The sequence below is a fragment of the Aeromonas sp. R3-1 genome (assembly GCF_040908345.1).
GTDB classification, from domain to species: Bacteria; Pseudomonadota; Gammaproteobacteria; order Enterobacterales; family Aeromonadaceae; genus Aeromonas; species Aeromonas veronii.
In genome coordinates this window covers 1-19,558 of sequence record NZ_JBFODN010000257.1, presented here as the reverse complement: position 1 = coordinate 19,558, position 19,558 = coordinate 1, and the positions used below count along the sequence as shown (strand labels likewise).

At 57.5% G+C, this 19,558-nt stretch carries 19 protein-coding genes and 1 pseudogene; 9 read left to right on the top strand and 11 right to left on the bottom strand.

Annotated elements, in window-relative coordinates; all coding sequences use genetic code 11:
• The 10 genes and pseudogenes from AB5Y85_RS17705 to glpT form a co-directional block, all read right to left on the bottom strand.
• Positions 1–189 (bottom strand): annotated as a pseudogene (locus AB5Y85_RS17705) (IS3 family transposase); the annotation flags it as partial.
• A gap of 127 nt (positions 190–316) precedes the next feature.
• A complete protein-coding gene (locus AB5Y85_RS17700; RefSeq protein WP_216978471.1) occupies positions 317–1,507 on the bottom strand; it encodes an amino acid aminotransferase in 1,191 nt (396 codons plus the stop codon).
• 145 nt (positions 1,508–1,652) lie between these two features.
• A complete protein-coding gene (locus tag AB5Y85_RS17695) occupies positions 1,653–2,594 on the bottom strand; it encodes a hypothetical protein (protein ID WP_368221891.1) in 942 nt (313 codons plus the stop codon).
• A 171-nt stretch (positions 2,595–2,765) separates the two neighbouring features.
• Positions 2,766–3,638, bottom strand: a complete 873-nt coding sequence (gene hdfR, locus AB5Y85_RS17690; RefSeq protein ID WP_040067774.1) for an HTH-type transcriptional regulator HdfR — start codon at positions 3,636–3,638, stop codon at positions 2,766–2,768.
• Entirely contained in the window at positions 3,638–4,009 is a 372-nt protein-coding gene (locus AB5Y85_RS17685; RefSeq protein WP_005350885.1) for a DUF413 domain-containing protein, read from the bottom strand. The genes hdfR and AB5Y85_RS17685 overlap by 1 nt, the downstream gene beginning before the upstream one ends.
• A gap of 298 nt (positions 4,010–4,307) precedes the next feature.
• Entirely contained in the window at positions 4,308–4,790 is a 483-nt protein-coding gene (eco, locus tag AB5Y85_RS17680) for a serine protease inhibitor ecotin (protein ID WP_005337529.1), read from the bottom strand.
• Between the two features lie 218 nt (positions 4,791–5,008).
• Positions 5,009–6,097: a glycerophosphodiester phosphodiesterase gene (glpQ, locus tag AB5Y85_RS17675; protein ID WP_101531654.1), complete on the bottom strand. Its 1,089-nt coding sequence runs from the start codon at positions 6,095–6,097 to the stop codon at positions 5,009–5,011.
• A gap of 106 nt (positions 6,098–6,203) precedes the next feature.
• Entirely contained in the window at positions 6,204–7,691 is a 1,488-nt protein-coding gene (glpD, locus tag AB5Y85_RS17670) for a glycerol-3-phosphate dehydrogenase (RefSeq protein WP_368221890.1), read from the bottom strand.
• A gap of 317 nt (positions 7,692–8,008) precedes the next feature.
• Positions 8,009–8,767: a DeoR/GlpR family transcriptional regulator gene (locus AB5Y85_RS17665; RefSeq protein ID WP_368166747.1), complete on the bottom strand. Its 759-nt coding sequence runs from the start codon at positions 8,765–8,767 to the stop codon at positions 8,009–8,011.
• Between the two features lie 102 nt (positions 8,768–8,869).
• Positions 8,870–10,228: a glycerol-3-phosphate transporter gene (gene glpT, locus AB5Y85_RS17660; RefSeq protein ID WP_368166746.1), complete on the bottom strand. Its 1,359-nt coding sequence runs from the start codon at positions 10,226–10,228 to the stop codon at positions 8,870–8,872.
• Positions 10,229–10,717: 489 nt separating this feature from the next.
• On the opposite strand from glpT, the gene AB5Y85_RS17655 reads away from it, so the two are divergent.
• The 4 genes from AB5Y85_RS17655 (at position 10,718) to AB5Y85_RS17640 (ending at position 15,753) form a co-directional block, all read left to right on the top strand.
• Positions 10,718–11,566 (top strand): MIP/aquaporin family protein, encoded by an 849-nt coding sequence (locus tag AB5Y85_RS17655; RefSeq protein WP_005350866.1) that lies wholly within the window; start codon positions 10,718–10,720, stop codon positions 11,564–11,566.
• 54 nt (positions 11,567–11,620) lie between these two features.
• Entirely contained in the window at positions 11,621–13,123 is a 1,503-nt protein-coding gene (gene glpK, locus AB5Y85_RS17650; RefSeq protein ID WP_005337546.1) for a glycerol kinase GlpK, read from the top strand.
• A gap of 226 nt (positions 13,124–13,349) precedes the next feature.
• Entirely contained in the window at positions 13,350–15,326 is a 1,977-nt protein-coding gene (locus AB5Y85_RS17645) for a methyl-accepting chemotaxis protein (RefSeq protein WP_201979955.1), read from the top strand.
• Positions 15,327–15,519: 193 nt separating this feature from the next.
• Positions 15,520–15,753, top strand: coding sequence for a hypothetical protein (locus AB5Y85_RS17640; protein WP_005337550.1), 234 nt, complete (start codon positions 15,520–15,522; stop codon positions 15,751–15,753).
• A gap of 171 nt (positions 15,754–15,924) precedes the next feature.
• On the opposite strand, the gene AB5Y85_RS17635 is transcribed toward AB5Y85_RS17640, so the two are convergent.
• On the bottom strand, positions 15,925–16,827 hold the full coding sequence (locus AB5Y85_RS17635; protein WP_368166744.1) for a LysR substrate-binding domain-containing protein: 903 nt from the start codon (positions 16,825–16,827) through the stop codon (positions 15,925–15,927).
• A gap of 195 nt (positions 16,828–17,022) precedes the next feature.
• Here AB5Y85_RS17635 and AB5Y85_RS17630 point away from each other — a divergent pair, with 195 nt between their 5' ends.
• The 5 genes from AB5Y85_RS17630 to AB5Y85_RS17610 form a co-directional block, all read left to right on the top strand.
• Positions 17,023–17,421 carry a DUF6404 family protein gene (locus AB5Y85_RS17630; RefSeq protein ID WP_167573240.1) on the top strand — a complete coding sequence of 133 codons (399 nt, stop codon included), beginning with the start codon at positions 17,023–17,025 and terminating at the stop codon, positions 17,419–17,421.
• Entirely contained in the window at positions 17,408–17,770 is a 363-nt protein-coding gene (locus tag AB5Y85_RS17625; protein ID WP_257686587.1) for a VOC family protein, read from the top strand. Before AB5Y85_RS17630 ends, AB5Y85_RS17625 begins: the two co-directional genes overlap by 14 nt.
• A 264-nt stretch (positions 17,771–18,034) precedes the next feature.
• Positions 18,035–18,625 (top strand): HEPN domain-containing protein, encoded by a 591-nt coding sequence (locus tag AB5Y85_RS17620; protein WP_368221889.1) that lies wholly within the window; start codon positions 18,035–18,037, stop codon positions 18,623–18,625.
• 199 nt (positions 18,626–18,824) lie between these two features.
• Positions 18,825–19,121 carry a putative quinol monooxygenase gene (locus AB5Y85_RS17615; RefSeq protein WP_227273901.1) on the top strand — a complete coding sequence of 99 codons (297 nt, stop codon included), beginning with the start codon at positions 18,825–18,827 and terminating at the stop codon, positions 19,119–19,121.
• 65 nt (positions 19,122–19,186) lie between these two features.
• On the top strand, positions 19,187–19,558 hold a 372-nt coding region (locus AB5Y85_RS17610), incomplete at its 3' end, for an aldo/keto reductase (protein ID WP_368221887.1).

The following is a 19,558-nucleotide window of genomic DNA, read 5'->3' as shown; positions in this document are numbered from 1 at the left end:
AGAAGCCCCCTGGCTCCAATCTTGCCGACCATGTTTACGCAACCATACCAGAACGGTGGAGCGGCCCTGAATGCCATAACGCACCTGAGCCTGTTCATAGGTGAGCTCGCCTTTTTCAATCTGCTCGACCAGCGCCAGTTTAAAAGTCAGCGAGTAATCGCGCTGTGTCCGTTTCACACCTTGTCCCATCGGGCTCTCCATTTATTGGGGGGAAAGGTGTAAACCATATTCAGGACGGGACATGGCGATCAAAAAAGCCCGTCACCAAGGTGACGGGCTTTTACATGGCATAGTGCCAGAGCACAAGGCGATGCGATTACAGCACCTTGGCGATCGCCTCGCACAGAGGATCGATATTGGCGCGGGTAATACCGGCCACGCTGATCCGGCCTGAGCCGACGATGTAGATGGCAAATTCGCTCTTGAGGCGCTCCACCTGATCCTTGGTGAGACCGGAGAAGGAGAACATGCCGTTCTGCTCGCGGATAAAGCTGAAATCCTGGCTCACGCCGAGGGCAGCCAGCTTCTCTACCAGCAGCTCGCGCATCTCGCGAATACGCACCCGCATGGCGGCCACTTCTTCGACCCACTCGGCATAGAGAGCCGGATCGCTCACCACGGCTGTGACCACAGCGGCGCCGTGTGACGGCGGGTTGGAGTAGTTGGCACGGATCACGGTCTTGACCTGAGTGAAGGCCACATCGGCGATCTCTTTGGTTGCGCTGACCAGCGTGAAGGCACCGACCCGCTCGTTGTAGAGGCCGAAGTTCTTGGAGAAAGAGCTCGCCACCAGCAGCTCGTCATGGCATTCGGCGAAGATACGCAGGCCTTCGGCATCCTCTTCGATACCACGGGCAAAACCCTGATAGGCGAAGTCAAACAGCGGCAACCAGCCGGCGGCAGCACTTTGTTTGGCCAGCGCGCGCCACTGTTCTGCAGTGGGATCGATACCGGTCGGGTTGTGGCAGCAACCGTGCAGCAGCACCAGCTCACCCGGCTGCACTTCGGCCAGCGAAGCCTGCATGGCGGCAAAGTCGAGCCCCTTGGTGGCGGCGTCGTAGTACTTGTACCACTTGACGGTCAGGCCCGCGGCCTGGAATACGCTGACGTGGTTGGCCCAAGTGGGATCGGAGATCCAGATGGTCTTGGCCAGACCATTGCGCACCACAAATTCGGCCGCGATACGCAGGGCACCGGTACCGCCCGGCGCTTGGGCGGTCTTGGCACGACCGCTGGCAACCAGCGCAGAATGCTGCCCGAACAGCAGTTGCTGCACGATACGGCCATATTCGATATTGCCTTCAATACCGAGGTAGTTCTTGGTCTTCTCGTCGGTCAGCAGCTTCTGCTCGGCTTTCTTGACGCAGTGAAGAATGGGGGTGGCACCGGACTCGTCCTTGTAGATCCCTACGCCCAGATTGATCTTGTGGCTGCGAGAGTCAGCACGGAAGGCTTCGGTCAGGCCCAGGATCGGATCCGCTGGGGCGGCAACAACCTTTTCAAACATGGTATTCCCTGTATTCCGTTGAGTTCGTTGGGTGGCAAAGCGGCTTGATAAACAAAAGCGCTCATCTGGCGAGCGCTTCGTCAACTCTTTATATCACCGCGTTCAATGGGGGAAAACCGCTTTTTGGCTCGCTTTCGGGCCAATTTCAACCAACGGCATGCCACGCTGGTGCCAGCGCGCACACCTCGGCCGACAAGCCACCATTGGACTCAACCAAACCGCTACAAACTGCTAACAATGACTTGGGAATCCGGCTCGGCTCCCAGTGCCGAGCCTCAGTCAAAGGCTGGGCATATGCGCTGAGGATGGGGGCCAGATCACGAGGCAGCCACCAGCTGGCCGGACGACCCAAGCGCTGGGCCAGCGCCTGCAACCGATCCACCCCGGCAGGGTCGAGGGCGGTGAGATGACTCCACAGCACATTGGGGGGCAAGGCGGCCACCACCTGCTGCAAGGCAAGAGGAGCCGATGGGGGGGCCCACACCAGCAAGGTGCCGGGTTCAAGAGGCAGCTCGGCAAAGGCGCCGACGCTGTCTGTGGTGATCACCCGCTCGATACTCCCCTCCCCCCACAGGATCTTGCCAAGACCCGCCAGGGTGCGCTCGGGTAGGGCCACCTCCCCCAGCGCCTGCAACCAGGGGGATGCGTCGATCAGGGTGCCGCCGCTGAAAAAGAGGCTGAACGGCTGGGCTGCGCGCAAGCGCAACAGCTGATCGGCACAGAGCCGGATCCCCTTGTCCTCGAAATCGATCTGCTCGTTGGGGGTGAAGTTCACCTCGCTCTTGCGATAGAGCGCCGCCAGCACCCGCTCGTTGACCTGCTCCCCCAATTGCCAGCCCTGAGCATGTAACCACTCCTCGGGCTCGGGGGGGGCGGTGGCGATCTCGGCCAGCATCAGCTCGCGGGTGAGATAGCGCCGTCCGGCCGGGGTGAGCTCATAGCTGTGGCTGCCATGGGCGAGCAGCAGCTGGTTATCCTTGAGCAGGCCTACCAGTGGTTGCCACTGGCGGCCACGGATCACCACAGGTGAGTGACTCAGCAACTGCTGCGCCAGCGCCCGCCATTCGGGGTGACTAAAGTCGATCAATTACAATCCATCCCTGTCAGTGCTCAATCGGATAAACAGCCTGAAAAGGTACCGTTACAGGCCGATGACGCCAAGCCTCCCGCGCCAATTACGTGACCTCGCTCCCTGCAATTTTCCCCAAACAGAAGAGCCCACCGTGGGGTGGGCTCTTTCTTGGATAACACTCGACGGTTATTCGACGTTGAGGCGCAGTTCGGCGTCGTGCCAACCCAGTGGCAGGGTCAGAAGCTGATCGATCAGCTCCCGGCGATCGGATTTCTCCAGATAGGCGAGATAGAGCGGACGGCTCAGCGGCTGCCCCCCCTCCACCAGATGGAGCGTGCCCTTCTCGAGGAAGGGGCTGACCATCCGCCGTGGCAGGTAGGCAGCGCCACCGTTGGCCAGCACAAACTGCAACGCCATGCTGGCGGAGCTGGAGTGCAGCACCGGGGTCTTTTGCAGGCTCTGCAAGCGGCTGGGTTGCGGCTCGAAGCTGGTGCCCCAGTCGAGGTGGATGTGCGGCATCTGCATCAGGTTGTCGGCATTGGCGGCCGGATCCCGGCTCACCAGCTCGAACACCAGCTCACCGATGGGATGCAGGGCAATCTCGTCGATCTTGGTGGGCTCGGAGAGCAGGGCCAGATCGAGGGAGCGCTCCAGCAACTGGCGGCAGAGGTGCTCGCGGGAGGCTGTTTCCAGCCGCACCGCCAAACCGGGCGCCAATGCATAGATGTGATTGAGCCAGTCGTTGAAATCGAGCTCCCAGAACACCGCGGGCGCGCCGATGGCCAACTGCTGGCTGAATCCTGGCGAGAGCGCCACATCCTGCTTGGCACGACCAAGGGTGTGCAAGATGGCGTCTGCGTATGGCAGCAGACGCTCACCGGAGGCGGTCAGGCGGATATTGTTACGATGACGGGCAAACAGACTGACACCCAGTTGCTGCTCTAGCTGGCGGATCCGGAAACTCACCGCCGACTGGGTCAGGTAGAGATTTTCAGCAGCCCGGCCAAAATGCCGGGTCTTGCTCACCTCGATAAAGGTCCGAAGCAGCTCGGTATCCATTAATCGATGGACTCGTCACTGCCACCGCCGCTGCCACCACCGACATCAAAGCTGCCGCCACCGCTGCTCTCTTCGCTGGCGCCGCCAACGACAGTGCAGAGGCGATGAACGCGCTTGGGACCGATCACCTTGAGGTATTTGAACCACACCTTGGCATGGGGGTTGGCACCGGCTTCGCCGGATTTGACCTGCTCGACGAAGGCGGACTCGACATCGTCACGGGGTGCAAGGTTGCCCTGGTAGAGTGCCAGCATGGCGGTACCATACTTTTCCAGACTGTCCGCTTCGGCCACAGTGAATTCGCCACTGCGACGCAGGCCACGGGGAAAATGTTTGAAGTCGTTGAAACGCTTGTCTGATTCGAAGCTCATAGTGCTCTTTTTTCTGGTTAGTTTGACCTTTGCGGGCAAGTATCATCAGGCCATCGCCGAGTGCAAAATCAATTTTCTCACTATGTTAATAAATATCTTTTATCGAAGTCACTTTGCCCCATCGTTGACGCCGATTTTGTGGCATAACACACAAAAAACGTTGATAAATAATAAACTTATGTAAACGTGCAGCCAATTTGCACGTCACTTTTTGGACTGTGCAGGCAAAAATAAAGCGCCATACGGCGCTTTATTTATCACATCAGGTGAACCAGCTGAACCTTTGGTTCAAACATGCTTACTCAATCATGGCCGGTTGGGCCAGGTTGTCGGCACGCCACAGACGGTAGCGCACTTCATACTCCTGCGGCACGTAGATCACGAACGGCAGTTTTGAGTTGTAGTTCACGAAGAAGCCCTGACCGTAGATCTGGACGAAGGTCTCTTTCTGCTGGTTATCGGGGCACATCATCAGGGTGCTGATGGGGTCGGAAACCTTGCCCAGTTTCAGGTAGTTGTAGCCCCAGCCTTTGACGCTGTGCTGTTCCAGGTTGCCTGCAAAACGCGGTACGTTGCAATCAACCATCATCTTTTTGCCGACCTGCAGCTCGACCATCATGTCGGCTTCTTTCTCGACTTCAGGCAGGCGGATCACCACACGTTCCTGATTCACGTCAGCGGCTGGGAACATGCTGATATCAAATTTTTTCGGCTCGGCGGCGAAGGCATGGCCACCCAGCAACAAGGCGCCCAGCAGGCTAAAACGCAATACGGTTTTCATCTGTACCTCATGGGGTTGGTTCAACGCCGCTAGACTAACCGCTCTGCCGATTTCATGCCAGCGATCTGCTACGTAAAAACTGCGTAAAATGATGCAGATCCGGCACACCATGACGTGATCTGGCTATTTTCTGACAGGGCGCACACTCCCGTTACGGGAACCTGAAACAAAAAGCGAGGCCAATTGGCCTCGCTTTGCATTCAAATGGCGCCAGAGTGCTATTTGGCCGCCTCTTGATTGGCCTTGATGACGGCCACCGCCTTGTCAGGGAAGTCGCTGAACACCCCATCCACATCGGCCTGATAGAGGAAGATGTTAAGGAGATCGGTGAAGTCCTTGGCATAGGCCGGGATCTGCCCCTCATCCTGACGGAAGGTATAGGGGTGAACTTTCAGGCCCGCCGCATGGGCTTCTTTTACCATGCCGGTGAAGACCGGTTTGCCCAAAGTGCCCGGCTCGGTGACGATCATCGGTTTCCACGGGCCAATCCCTTCGGCATAGCTGGCGATGGTTTTCATCGCTCCCGGCTTGAACATCCAGTCATAGTTGTAGGGGGTCGCCTTACCCTTGGCGTCGTAGACCATGGTCTCGTTCCAGTCGGTCTCGGCCATCAGCTGCACCAGTTTCAGATCCATACCCATGGCGGGCATCAGCTCGCTGTTGATGCGCTTGAGTTCATCGGCATCGAAGCACTGCAGATAGACCTTGTCATCCTTCCCGGTGTAGCCGTACTCCTTGAGCACCTTCAGCACCGCCTTGGAGATATCCTTGCCTTCGTGACGGAACAACCAGGGCGCCTTGATCTCCGGGTAGATCCCGATGTTTTTGCCGGTGCTCTTGTTGAGCCCCTGGATCATCTCGATCTCCTCCTGGAAGGTATGGATCTTGAAGTCTGACTTCCAGAGCGGGAAACGGGCCGGATAGACCGGCACCTGCTTGCCATCCACCAGCTGGAATGGCTCGGTCATACGCAGGGAACGCACCTCATCCAGGGTGAAATCCACTACATAATAACGACCGTCCGGACGGGCACGACCAGGGAAGCGCGCTGCCACATCGGTGATACCATCGAGGAAGTGATCGTGCATCACCACCAGCTGGTCATCCTTGGTCATCACCAGATCCTGCTCCAGATAGTCGGCCCCCATGCCATAGGCCAGCGCCTTGGACTCCAGGGTATGCTCGGGCAGGTAGCCGGAAGCGCCACGGTGGGCGATCACCACCTTGCCTTCATCGGCAGCCAACACGGGTAATGAGAGGGATGCCCCAAGGCTCAAGGCGATGAGGGAAACGGCGAGTTTTTTCATATGTGATGCTCTTTATTATTGTGTGTAGGTAATTGTTCTATCAGAGGTTTGTTGCATATTTTCGGTGGAAAGCGGTGGGCAGCAGCGCACTGCCCACCGTCACACATCAGCTCGCCTTGCGCAGAGCCTGATGGTATTGGTCGAGCCAGATCTGCAGCATCTGCTGCTCTGACTCGTTCAGGCGCAGCCCCAGCTTGCTGCGGCGCCAGAGGATATCGTCCAGTGAACAGGCCCACTCCCGCTCGATGAGATAACGCACTTCCGACTCGTACAGGCCACCACCGAAGTGAATGCCACGATCCTCTTTCAGCCAGAGACGGGCATGGGCACCATAGGCCTCGGCAATACGCAGGGCGCTGCGATCATCGAGCCAGTCAAACTCCAGCGCAAAGGCGCGGGCCAGCTCGCGTACCGAGCAGTCAAACTCGCCGCCGGGCAGCCGGCTGGTCGCCGTCCAGTCATCCCCCATCTGGCTGAACCAGGGCTTGAGCTTGTTGCAGGCAGCCTGCGCCAGCTTGCGATAGGTGGTGAGCTTGCCGCCAAACACCGACAAGAGCGGCGCACCGTCAGACTCGCCAGACAGTTCGAGGGTGTAGTCGCGGGTCACCGCCTGCGGCGAGTCTGACTCGTCATCACAGAGCGGGCGCACCCCGGCGTAAGTCCAGATCACATCTTTCGGCGCAATTTGGCGAGTGAAGTGGGCGTTGACCACCTTGCACAGGTAGGTAATTTCGGCCTCGCTGATCTTCGCTTCCCGCGGGCTGCCGTGGTGCTCCACATCGGTGGTGCCGATAAGGGAGTAGTCCTGCTGATAGGGGATGACGAAGACGATGCGATTGTCTTCGTTTTGCAGGATATAAGCCTCTTCGCGCTCATGGATGCGCGGCACTATCATGTGGCTGCCTTTAATAAGGCGAATGCCGCGGGGGGATTTCTCGTGCAGGCTCTCGTCATAGAAGGCCTTGACCCAGGGGCCCGCTGCATTGACCAGACCACGGCAGGTGACGGTGAACTGCTCGCCCCCTTCCCGCTCCAAAGTGAGCGTCCAGTGTTTGGATCCGCGCACCGCCTTGATACAGCGGGTGCGGGTCTGAACGTCGGCCCCCTTGTCACGGGCCATCATGGCGTTAAGCACAACCAGCCGGGCATCGTCGACCCAGGCATCCGAGTATTCAAACCCCTTATTGATCCCTGCGGTCAAGCCATCTTGCGGCAGGAAGCGAACACCACAGCTCCCCTTGAGCTTGTCGCGCTTGGCCAGATTGTCATAGAGGAACAGACCGACGCGGATCATCCAGGCCGGACGCAGGTGTGGACGGTGCGGCAGGCGAAAACGCATGGGACGAGCGATGTGAGGCGCCATACCGAGCAGCACCTCACGCTCCGCCAACGCCTCTTTCACCAGCCGGAATTCGTAATGTTCGAGATAGCGCAAACCGCCGTGGATCAGCTTGCTGGAGTTGGACGAGGTGGCAGAGGCGAGATCTTGCGCCTCAAACAGGGCAACCTTCAGACCCCGTCCTGCCGCATCGGCTGCGATGCCGACCCCGTTGATGCCGCCACCGACGACGACCAGATCATAATGTTCGCTCATGTTCACCTACTTTCATTTTTATGATTGCTATAACAGCAATGTTTGATTTCGCTCATTTTAGAACATGAAAATACAACAAACGAACATTTTATGGCGAAAGTGTGATCGCCACAGCCCGCCAGAGGTGGCAAAGGGAACAGGTCAGCGGAGCCAATGGCGTCGGGCCAACATCGGCGGGTTAATAGCCAAAAAAACCAGATTGAATAGTGGTTTTTGCAATACCTATAAAGGGGTGAGATGAGTGCGGGACTGGGGGAGATAAAGATAAAGGAGGCCGCCCTGACGGGCGACCGGCACAGCCTTGGCGTGTTTCGCCGTCAGCAGATGTGGCAGACGATCTGGTGTTGCGCCATCAATCGCGTCAGCTTTTCCGGTGGCTCCTGATCGGTAAAGAGGGCGTGGATCTGGCTGAGATTGCCCAGATTGACCATGGCATTGCGGCCGAACTTGGTGTGGTCGGCGGCCAGGAACACCTGACGGGAGTGAGCGATGATGGCCTGGGCAATCTTCACCTCGTGATAGTCGAAATCGAGCAGGGAGCCGTCGTTGTCGATCCCCGAAATCCCGATGACACCATAGTCCATGCGAAACTGACCGATAAAGTCGCGGGTCGCCTCCCCCACGATGCCGCCATCGCGGTTGCGGATCTCGCCACCGGCAATGATGACGGTGAAGTCATCCTTGGCCGTCAAAATGCTGGCCACGTTGAGGTTGTTGGTGACGATGCGCAGCTCACGGTGATCGAGCAGGGCGCGGGCGATCGCCTCGGTGGTGGTGCCTATGTCGATAAAGAGCGATGAGCCGTCGGGAATATTGGCCGCTACCTCGCGGGCGATGCGCTCTTTCTCCTTGAGTTGCATCACTTTACGGGCGCTGTAGGCGGTATTGACGGTACTCGAATGCAGGGAGGCACCGCCGTGATGGCGCCGGATCTTGTTCTGTTCGGCGAGATCGTTCAGATCCCGGCGAATGGTCTGGGGGCTGACGTCAAAGTGAGTCACCAGATCGTCGGTCGAGACAAATCCCTGCCGCGTCAGGACGTCCAGGATCTCCAGATGTCGTTGGGTTTGCTTCACGCTTGCACTCCGATGATGAGACAAAAAAAGGCCCCGGCAGATGCGGGGCCTTTTGGCAGTTTACCTGATCCCCTTTGGGATCAATAAGCTGAGGATCACGTTTTATGCCTTATGGGCAGCCGCTTTCTTGGCCGCAACGGCAATGTTCTCATGCTTGAGGGTCATCGCCAGCAGGATGATGGAGAGCACGCAGGAGACGGTCAGCACCATGAAGCCGCCATCCCAACCGAAGTGGTCAACGGTATAACCCAGCATGGCGTTGGCTGCCACGGCGCCGCCCAGATAACCGAACAGACCGGTGAAACCTGCCGCAGTACCGGCGGCTTTCTTCGGTGCCAGCTCAAGAGCATAGAGGCCGATCAGCATGACAGGGCCGTAGATCAGGAAGCCGATAGCCACCAGTGCCATCATGTCGATGGTCGGGTTGCCGGCCGGGTTGAACCAGTAAACCAGCACAGCCAGGGTCACCAGCACCATGAACAGGATACCGGCCGGGGCACGGCGGCCCTGGAACATCTTGTCAGAGATCCAGCCACACAGCAGGGTGCCCGGAATACCGGCCCACTCGTAGAGGAAGTAAGCCCAGGAGGAGTTGTCGACGGTGAAGTGCTTGGCCTCTTTCAGGTAGGTTGGCGCCCAGTCCAGCACACCGTAACGAATGAGGTAAACGAAAGCGTTGGCGATCGCGATGTACCACAGCAGTTTGTTGTGCAACACGTACTTGACGAAGATCTCCTTGGCGGAGAACTCCTGCTCGTGGCTCTCGTTGTAATCCTTCGGATAGTCGTTCTTGTACTTCTCGATGGGAGGCAGACCGACCGATTGCGGGGTATCACGCATCACGAAGAAGGCGATCACCGCGATGGCGGCCGCCGCTGCCGCAGGCACATAGAAGGCGCTGCGCCAGTCGTTGAACCAGCCCATCCCGAGGATAAACAGCGGGCCAATCATGCCGCCACCCACGTTGTGTGCCACGTTCCAGACCGCAACCACTTCGCCGCGCTCTTTCTGTGACCACCAGTGCACCATGGTGCGACCGCAGGGCGGCCAGCCCATGCCCTGTGCCCAACCGTTCAGGAACAACAGCACAAACATGATGGCAATGCTGGAGGTGGCCCAGTGCATGGTACCCATCATGAACATGATGGCAGCCGAGAGCAGCAGACCGGCGGAGAGGAAGTAACGGGCGTTGGAACGGTCAGAGACGTTCCCCATCAGGAACTTGGACAAACCGTAAGCGATGGAGACCCCGGAGAGCGCGAAACCGAGATCACCACGGGAAAAGCCCTGCTCGATCAGATAGGGCATCGCCAGACTGAAGTTTTTCCGTACCAGATAGTAGCCGGCGTAACCGAAGAAGATCCCGAAAAACACCTGCCAACGCATGCGTTTGTAGAAGGGGTCGACCTTGTCAGCCGGGAGCCTGTCGATGTGCGCCGCAGGCCTGAAGAGACTAAGCATGTTCTGCTTCCTTATTGTTGTTATGGGCGGTTGAGGATGCCCTGACCATTCCAACGAATCATGTGAGTCCACCGATTCGCAAGCGAGCCAATTGTGCTCATATGCGCTCATTTAATCTGTGATGCATGCTCAAATATTGCAGTTTTATTACAAATAATAGCTCCAAATGAGAAATTGCTCAGCAAGCGCCAGCCCTTGTGTGGCAAGGGTTGCAAGCTACCCCCTAAGTGGTAAGCGGCTGTTATCAAGATGCTTTACGTCACATTTTCTTAGCAATGAGTGGGATCTTGTCCACATTTCCTATGGAGGGGGGATGGTGAAATTAGCGGGAAGGGTTATTTTCTGTCACGACCGATAACGAGCGCAAACGAGCATAACGTTTGCGCAAGACGCAAAAACAACAAGGAAACGTTTTCGGCAGCAACGGATAGACACAAAAAGATAGAACGGAACATCAAACCTCTACGGGTGGATATAAGGAATAAAAGTATGAGCATACAAAGACCCAATACCCTGCTTGGCGAATGCATCGCCGAGTTTATCGGAACCGGCCTGCTGATATTTTTCGGTGTCGGATGTGTGGCCGCACTGGTGCTGGCAGGCGCCAACTTCGGGCAGTGGGAAATTTCCATTACCTGGGGTCTGGGTGTGGCCATCGCCATCTATGTGACCGGCGGTATTTCAGGTGCCCACCTGAACCCGGCCGTCACCCTGGCGCTGATGACCTTCTGCGGGTTCGACAAGCGCAAGGTGGTGCCCTACATCATCGCCCAGATGGCCGGTGCCTTCTGCTTCGCGGCCCTTGTCTACTTCCTTTATGGTAACCTTTTCACCCAGTGGGAAGTGACCCATAACGTGGTGCGCGGCAGCGTCGAGAGCCTCGGCACCGCCGGGATCTTCTCCACCTACCCCAATGCCCTGCTGACCAACATGCAAGCCTTCGCCGTCGAGCTGGTGATCACTGCCGTCCTGATGCTGGGCATCATGGCGCTGGGTGACAACAACAATGGCGCCCCCAAAGGTTTCGCAGCCGCTCTGCTGATCGGTATCCTGATCGCGGTGATCGGTGCCTCCCTTGGCCCGTTAACCGGTTTTGCCATGAACCCGGCCCGTGACTTTGGTCCGAAACTGTTCGCGTTCTTTGCTGGCTGGGGTGATGTTGCCCTGACCGGTGGTCGTGACAACCCCTACTTCTGGGTTCCGATCCTTGGCCCCATCGTTGGCGCCCAGATTGGTACCGCTCTGTATGTCAAAGTGCTGGCTCCCTGCGTCCCGGGCAACCGTGTCGTCACCACCGAGCAAGCGACCCAAACCGCCAAAGAAGAGGCTGCCGCATAAGAGCGGCCCCCTCCAACGTATAAAAACGTGGAAAATAGAAACGTGGAGAACATCATGTCTGCTGAAAAGAAATATGTCGTCGCTCTGGACCAGGGAACCACCTCTTCCCGCGCCATCGTGTTTGATCAGGATGCCAACATTGTCGGTACCTCCCAGCGCGAATTCACCCAGCACTACCCGAAAGCGGGCTGGGTAGAGCACGACCCGATGGAGATCTGGGCGACCCAATCCTCTGTCTTTACCGAAGTGCTGGCCAAGACCGGCCTGCGCAGCGAAGAGATCGCCGCCATCGGTATCACCAACCAGCGTGAAACCACCGTCGTCTGGGAAAAGGCCACCGGCAAGCCCATCTACAACGCCATCGTCTGGCAGTGCCGCCGCACCGCCGCCATCTGTGAAGAGCTCAAAGCTCGCGGTCTGGAAGAGTACGTTCGCGAAAACACAGGTCTGGTGCTGGATGCCTACTTCTCCGGTACCAAGGTGAAGTGGATCCTCGATAACGTGGAAGGTGCCCGCGAGAAGGCGATGAACGGTGAGCTGCTGTTCGGCACCATCGACACCTGGCTGGTCTGGAAGATGACCAATGGCGAAGTGCACGTCACCGACCCGACCAACGCCTCCCGTACCATGCTCTACAACATCCGTGAGCTGAAGTGGGACGAGAAGATGCTGGACGAGCTGGGCATCCCCATGTCCATGCTGCCGGAAGTGAAACCCTCTTCCGAAGTGTACGGCTACACCACCCGTGGTGGCGGCTCCCGCATCCCCATCGCCGGTATTGCCGGTGACCAGCAGTCTGCCCTGTTCGGCCAGCTCTGCTTTGAAAAAGGGATGGCCAAGAACACCTACGGTACCGGCTGCTTCATGCTGATGAACACCGGCACCGAGCCGGTTCGCTCCAGCAACGGCCTGCTGACTACCGTTGCCATCGGCCCGAAAGGGGAAGTGAACTACGCGCTGGAAGGTGCGGTATTTATGGGCGGCGCCACCATCCAGTGGCTGCGTGACGAGCTGAAGATCATTCACGATGCCCGCGATACCGACTACTTCGCCTCCAAGGTGGGCGATACCAACGGCGTCTATCTGGTACCGGCCTTCGTTGGTCTGGGCGCGCCCTACTGGGATCCGTATGCTCGCGGCACCATGGTCGGCCTGACCCGTGGCGCCAACCGCAACCACATCATCCGTGCCGCGCTGGAATCCATCGCCTACCAGAGCCGCGACGTGCTGGATGCGATGCAGCAGGACTCCGGTATCAAGCTGGCAGCGCTGAAAGTAGACGGCGGCGCCGTAGCCAACGACTTCCTGATGCAGTTCCAGGCTGACATGATGCACACCCCGGTGGTACGTCCGACCCGCATCGAGACTACCGCCATGGGCGCCGCCTTCCTGGCTGGTCTGGCAGTCGGCTTCTGGAAGAGCTCGGACGAGCTGGAAGACAAGTTCAGCGTTGACCGCGAGTTCATCCCGCAGATGGACAGAGACGATCGCGCCAAACGTTACAGCGGCTGGCAAAAAGCGGTTGAGCGTTCACGCCGTTGGGCTGAAGAGGATTGATCGGGCACCCGACATTCCGTTGAGATAAACACCCAAGAGGCCGACCGCAATGTCGGCCTCTCTTTTTATGCTTTCCCTTGCCGCTTTCTGCCCCCTTCCCCGCTAACTGCTCCCTCCTGTTTTTCTGCCGCCCTCTGTTGTTACCATCCGCCACAACACAATTGAGTTCTCTATCTATAATCATCATCTGGGTCGCATATGCGACCTTATTTATGAGGAGAGCGATATGGAGAGGGCGATACACCGTTTTACACTGCAATCACTCTGGTCAGGGCTCGGGATCCGCACCCGGATCCTCGCTGGCGTGGCGATACTGATGGCCATCGCCATCAGCTGCATCACCTTGATCCTCGAGCAGATATCCCACAGTCAGGCCCAGCAGCGGGTCGAACGCTACGAGCTGCCAAGCAGCGTGGATCGCATTGCCAACCAGCTGACAGCGCAGCTTATCCAGCACCTGACCGAGGCGCAGGCGCTGGCCAGCAACCGTTTTGTCATCGACTGGCTGACCGCTGGCATGCCAGAACAAGAGTGGCCCGCCATGGAGCGCTACTTTCAGGATCTGCAACGGCGGATCGGCGGCAACGTCTTTATCGCCCCCCGCCAGAGCAACACCCTGATCAACTTCAGCGGCGGCCCCATCGCCCAGAAATCGCTGAGCGAATCAGACCCGAAAGATGGGTGGTTTTTCGGCTTTCTCAAACGCAGCAAACCCTATGAGCTGAACCTCGACATCTCGGATTTTGACAAGCGCGCCTCCCTCTATATCAACACCGCCGTCACCCACGAGGGCAAGACCCTGGCGGTGGCAGGCACCTCCATCGACATGAGCGCCCTGAGCAAACTCATCAGCGGCTACCGGATCGGCAAGAGCGGTCAGGTCTATCTGGCGGACATGGAGGGCAATATCGAGATCCACCCCGAGCAGGAGGTGGAGGGGGCCGCCCACCACCAGCAATCCTTCCTCGATACCGTCAAGCGGCTTATTCCCAATGCCCGGGAACAGGTGGCCGTAGAGGCGCTAACGCTGGAGGGGCAAACCTACCTCATCGCGGTACGTTACATCCCCACCCTTAACCGGCTGCTGATTGGCGAGATCAACAGCGCCGAGCTGGAAGAGGGCCTGCAGGAATCCCGCCAGCTCATCATCATGGTGTCGCTCGCCATCGGCGGGATCGCCATGCTGGCCTCCGCCTGGCTGGCTCACTCCATCAGTCGCCCGATTCGTCAGGCAGCCGATGGCATGCACCACATCACTGCCGATCGGGATCTGGCGACCCGCCTCGACTTCTCTGACGAGTCGGAGCTGGGGCTGATGGCCCAAAGCTTCAATCGGCTGATCCAGAGCCTGAACCAGAGCTTCTCCCGCTTCCAGCAGTCAGGCAGCGCACTCTCCGCCCAGTCGTCCCAATCCATGCAGCAGGCCCAGGCACTGGCAGGGGAAGCATGCCAGCAGGCCCAGAGCATTCAGGAGCTGACCACTGTGGTCACCACCATCGGTGACAACGCCGAGCAGATCGCCAGTCGCTCTGAAGGGGTCAACGACGTAACCCAACGCATCGCCAACCATATGCTCAGCATCGAGCAGGATGTGACCCAGAGCGCCGCGCAACTCGACACCTTGCGCAGCAGCATCGGCAGCTCCTCAGCCCTGCTCGATGAGGTGGTGAAAGACAGCAACAACATCACCCAGATCATGAACCTCATCCGCGATGTCTCGAACCAGACCAACCTGCTCGCCCTCAATGCGGCCATCGAAGCGGCCCGGGCGGGGGATATGGGGCGGGGCTTTGCGGTGGTGGCCGACGAGGTACGCCAACTGGCGGTGCGTACCCAGACTGCCACCAAGGATGTGCAGGATCTTATCTTGCGCCTGCAGGAGGGAACCCGGCAGGCCAGCAGCTCGATGGCAGACTCCCGCAACCTGAGCGAAGAGGGATACAACCGGATGAATCAGGCCAGAGAGGTGCTGGTTGATGCAACCAGCCAGATCAACCAGACCGCCCTCGAGATCAACGAGATCAGTGCGCTGGCGCAGGCGCAGAATCAACAGATGGGGCAAGCCCGAACGGCGCTGGACGAGCTGGCCATGGTGGCCGAACACCAGCGGGAACACGCGCAGGAGAGCAATGCCGCCAGCCGCGAATTGTTCGAACTGGCCAAGGCCATCGACGAGCAGATCCGCCAATACCGGATTGGCTAGGCCCGGCGCTTCCCTCTCTCCCTCTCAATAACCAAGACGCCACCACCGGGTGGCGTTTTCATTTTGCAAATCATTTTGCCTGCGCTCTCGAAACGGGAATGACGACAAAACTCGCAAGACATTGATAATTAACATGAAAAAATGTGGAATGGCCATTGCTTAGTGATATCAGACTCAACAGAGGGATATCGCCATGAAACCGACCACCACTCAAGCGCCCGTAGCTCACGTCGCCACTCAAAAAGAGACCCTGACCCCCCGCGAAGGCACCTTCCTGATGATGGTGGCCCAACTGGTGGTGCTCACCTGCATCGTACTGGCCGCCACCGTCGGCGGCCTCTCCTGGCAGTGGACCCTGCTGCTGGCCATTCCGCCGGTGATCGGCGGCGCCCTGCTCAGCCGGGTATGGGGCAAACTGCCCCGCTAACTGCGTTTCAGCCCACACACCTTCCCGAACCGGCGGCCGACCCTCAAGTCGGCCGTCTGTTTATCTGTCACCAGGCTAATGCTGATTGGCCGCAACGAAGGCGCGGCTTGTTCTTCGCCAAGCAAACCGCAGCGACGAACCGTTCAAACAAACCGTACAATCCAACCTGCACTACAGGGTATGGCTGCCAAGCTGCTCTTTGAGAAAGTCGAGCCAGACCCGCAGTCGGATATCCCGCTGGGCATCGGAGTAGAAGACTGCATTGATGGGGCGCGAGGCGCCGCTGTTACTGCGGGCCAGCACCTCCACCAGCGCGCCGCACTCCCGATCCGGCCCGGTCATAAAATCCGACAGACAGACAATTCCCTGCCCCGCCAGCGCCAGCTGACGCAAGGTTTCACCACTGCTGGCACGCAGGCTGGGGGTGATGGCAAAGCGATCCCCCTGCTCGGCACTGAGCAGCGGCCAGTGGTTGAGGTGATCGGGATGCAAAAAGCCAAGCAGCTCGTGACTGCTCAGCAGATCCGCCGGTTGGCGCGGGATGCCGCGCTCGCTCAAGTAAGCAGGAGAGGCCAGCAGCCGCAACCGCGAACGGCCAAGCGGCAACGCACGCAGGGAGGAGTCGGTCAGCTCGCCGATGCGGATGGCCATGTCCACCCGCCGCTCCATCAGATTGATAAAGCCCTCCGAGCTGTGCAGTTGCAGCTCGATGGCAGGATAGCGACGTCGAAACTCGCCGATGATCGGCACCAGCCGGTGCAGAATAAAGGGGGTAGCGGCATCGACTCTCAACACCCCTTCGGGTTGTTCCCGGCGCATCAGCAGATGCCCCTCCGCCTCGCTCATCTCGGTCAGGATCTTCACCGCCCGCTGATAGAACCAGCTCCCCTCCTCGGTCAGACTGACCCGTCGGGTGGTGCGATTGAGCAGCACGGTGGAGAGCTTCTCCTCCAGCCGCTTGATGCCACGGCTCACCACCGAGTTATCCATGCCGAGGTTCTCCGCCGCCTGGCGAAAACTGCCCGCCTCCACCACCGCCACAAACAGGGTCAGTTCATCAGAATGGGTCTTCATTGCTGTTATCCGGACAAGAGTAATGGGCCTTTATAGGCGCAGCTACTGTGGATTGGCAAGCGTACGGTGAGGCCAGTTCTTTTTTTCTACAGAGAAAGAACGTGACCGCGAGCCCACATCATACCCGCGATTTGTCAGTACAATGCAGCCAGAAAAGCACCGTATGGCACCTTTAATTTCACAAGGATCAATACCATGACATTTGAAGAGCGGCTGGCCGCCGCCCATCAGGAGCTGGCTAACAAAGGGGTATGGCAGTCCAACTACAATCCCCCCTTGTTCTGGTTGTTGCGCCAACTGGGTTGGTCTGTCAAACCGCCACATTACGAGAGCTGGCTTACCAACTTTCTGGTATTTGGCATCGGCCTTGGACTGATCTGGAGCGTGCTGTTGTGGTTTTTCAGCTGGCAACCCATGGGAATGGATCTGGTATTTGCTCTACGTCAAACCGCTTTTTTTGCGGGATTAATCGGCCTCATTATGGCCAGTGTCCTCAGATTACGGCACAAGCAACTTAAACTGACACCGTGGGAACAACTTGCTGAGCCCAGCGATGCTGATGATGAGGGAGACGAACTGAATGAAAGCCCATGAAAAACTGAACTATGTGGAGTTTGCGGCAAGGGATCTCGCCGCGACTAAGGCATTCTTTCAGGCTGTATTTGGCTGGCAGTTTGTTGATTACGGCCCCGACTACAGCGCCTTTGCCGATGAGGGGCTGGATGGCGGATTCTATCGGGCGGATCAGTGCAGCCAGACAGCTCAGGGCGGCGCCCTGCTGGTGTTCTACAGCGCCGATATTGAAGCGACTCAAGCCAAGGTGAGCCAACACGGTGGCACCATCAACCGCCCTCTTTTCGATTTCCCCGGTGGCCGCCGTTTCCACTTCGTTGAGCCCAGCGGCAATGAGTTTGCAGTCTGGGCTGAACCGGCCTGTGCGTGATGGGTTAGTGGGAGAAGCATCCACACGATGGCCCCAACAATATCCATAATCAGCCGTGATCTCATACAAATATCTAAAAATACTAATTAATAACTTGTTTTGTGATCTTGCCGATGCAATTTTTTGGAAAAAATGAAGTATCATCGGCATTCAATGCTAATGTCTGTTATTAGCATGATGCTGCTCTTGTATATATGTTTTTCATATCCATACATTGAATACCAACCATACAATATTTAAATACCGTTTTATCTGGAAGGGATTATGTCAAAAGCCATTCAAGGATTTGAATACGCAATAAAGGATGCTGAAGAGTTATTAGCCCATTTTGATAGTGTAAATGCAAACCCACCTCCATCAAACAGCGAAGTACTAAAACGAGCAGGACTTGTAATGGCACTCACTGCATGGGAAACCTATGTAGAAGATCGTGTTGTCGAAGAAATGCATAAAAAGCTTGCGATTGTTCAAGGTAGCTATCTTGGTGATTTTATATTAAAAAAACTTCATACAGATTTGAAAACATTCCACAACCCTAGCTCCGATAAAACAAAACGAATTTTTCAAGACTATTTAGGGTTTGATGTCACTGAAGGATGGCGGTGGTCAAATTACGAGCCAGATAAAGCCAGATCAACATTGAATCAATGGATTAAGAAGCGTGGGGATGCAGCCCATCGCTCAAAACCTATAAATTCAGGAATTCCATCAGCTCATTTGATTAAACGTGACGAACTTGAAAAAGTAATCAGATTTATAAAAGACTTGGTGAAGGCCACCGACAACTATGTCAATGAAAAGATAGATCAGCACCATGCTTCTGTTTTTGAGAGACAGCATCAGATATCAAGCTAAACAACTGAAAAATAGTGCTGTATCTTGGCGATTCCATACTAACTACGCAAATCTAACTATCACTTGACACCGACTTTGTCGGTGTCATTTATCGGTTCCCATTGCTGCTCTCCCCTCAATACTGTTTTGCGACCAGCGCCCTGTTTCCTGCAAGTCACGGCAGGCATACTGACCCTTCGTTTTTGCCAAGGAGGTTCAGATGTCATCACCCGTGATTGTGATTGCCCAGCTTGAAGCCAAACCCGAATTCGCCGCCCAGTTTCGCGCCGCCCTTGAGCCGCTGATTGCGGCCACCTTGCAAGAGGCGGGCTGCCAGCGCTATCAGCTGCATCAGGACTTGGACAATCCAAACAGCTGGATGCTCTACGAGGTGTGGGAGAGCGAAGCGGCCCTCACCGCCCATCAGGGCCAACCCCACTTTACCGAATTTGTCACCAAGGCCGAGCCCTGGTTTGCCAGCAGCACCATTCGCCGCTATCAGCCGCTGGGCGCCTGACTGGCCCCTGTGCCACTTTCCACTTAGCCCATCAAGGGCCAACCACCACCCCATTGAGGAACGAGATGATCAATATGCCACCCATGGGTCTGGGCACCTTCCGCCTGAAGGGCGAGCCGCTGCTTGCCACCCTGACCAACGGTCTGGAGCTGGGCTATCGCCATATCGATACCGCGCAGATCTATGACAACGAAGCCGAAGTCGGCGCCGTGCTGACCCGCAGCACTGTTGCCCGTCACGAGATCTACCTGACCACCAAGGTGTGGACCAGCGAGTTTGGCCCGGGCAAGCTGATCCCGAGCCTTGAGGTGAGCCTGGAAAAACTGGGCACCGACTATCTGGATCTGGCGCTGATCCACTGGCCCTCCCCCAAGGATGAGGTGCCGATGGCAGTCTATCTGGAGCAGCTGGCAGAGGCCAAGGCCCGGGGCCTGACC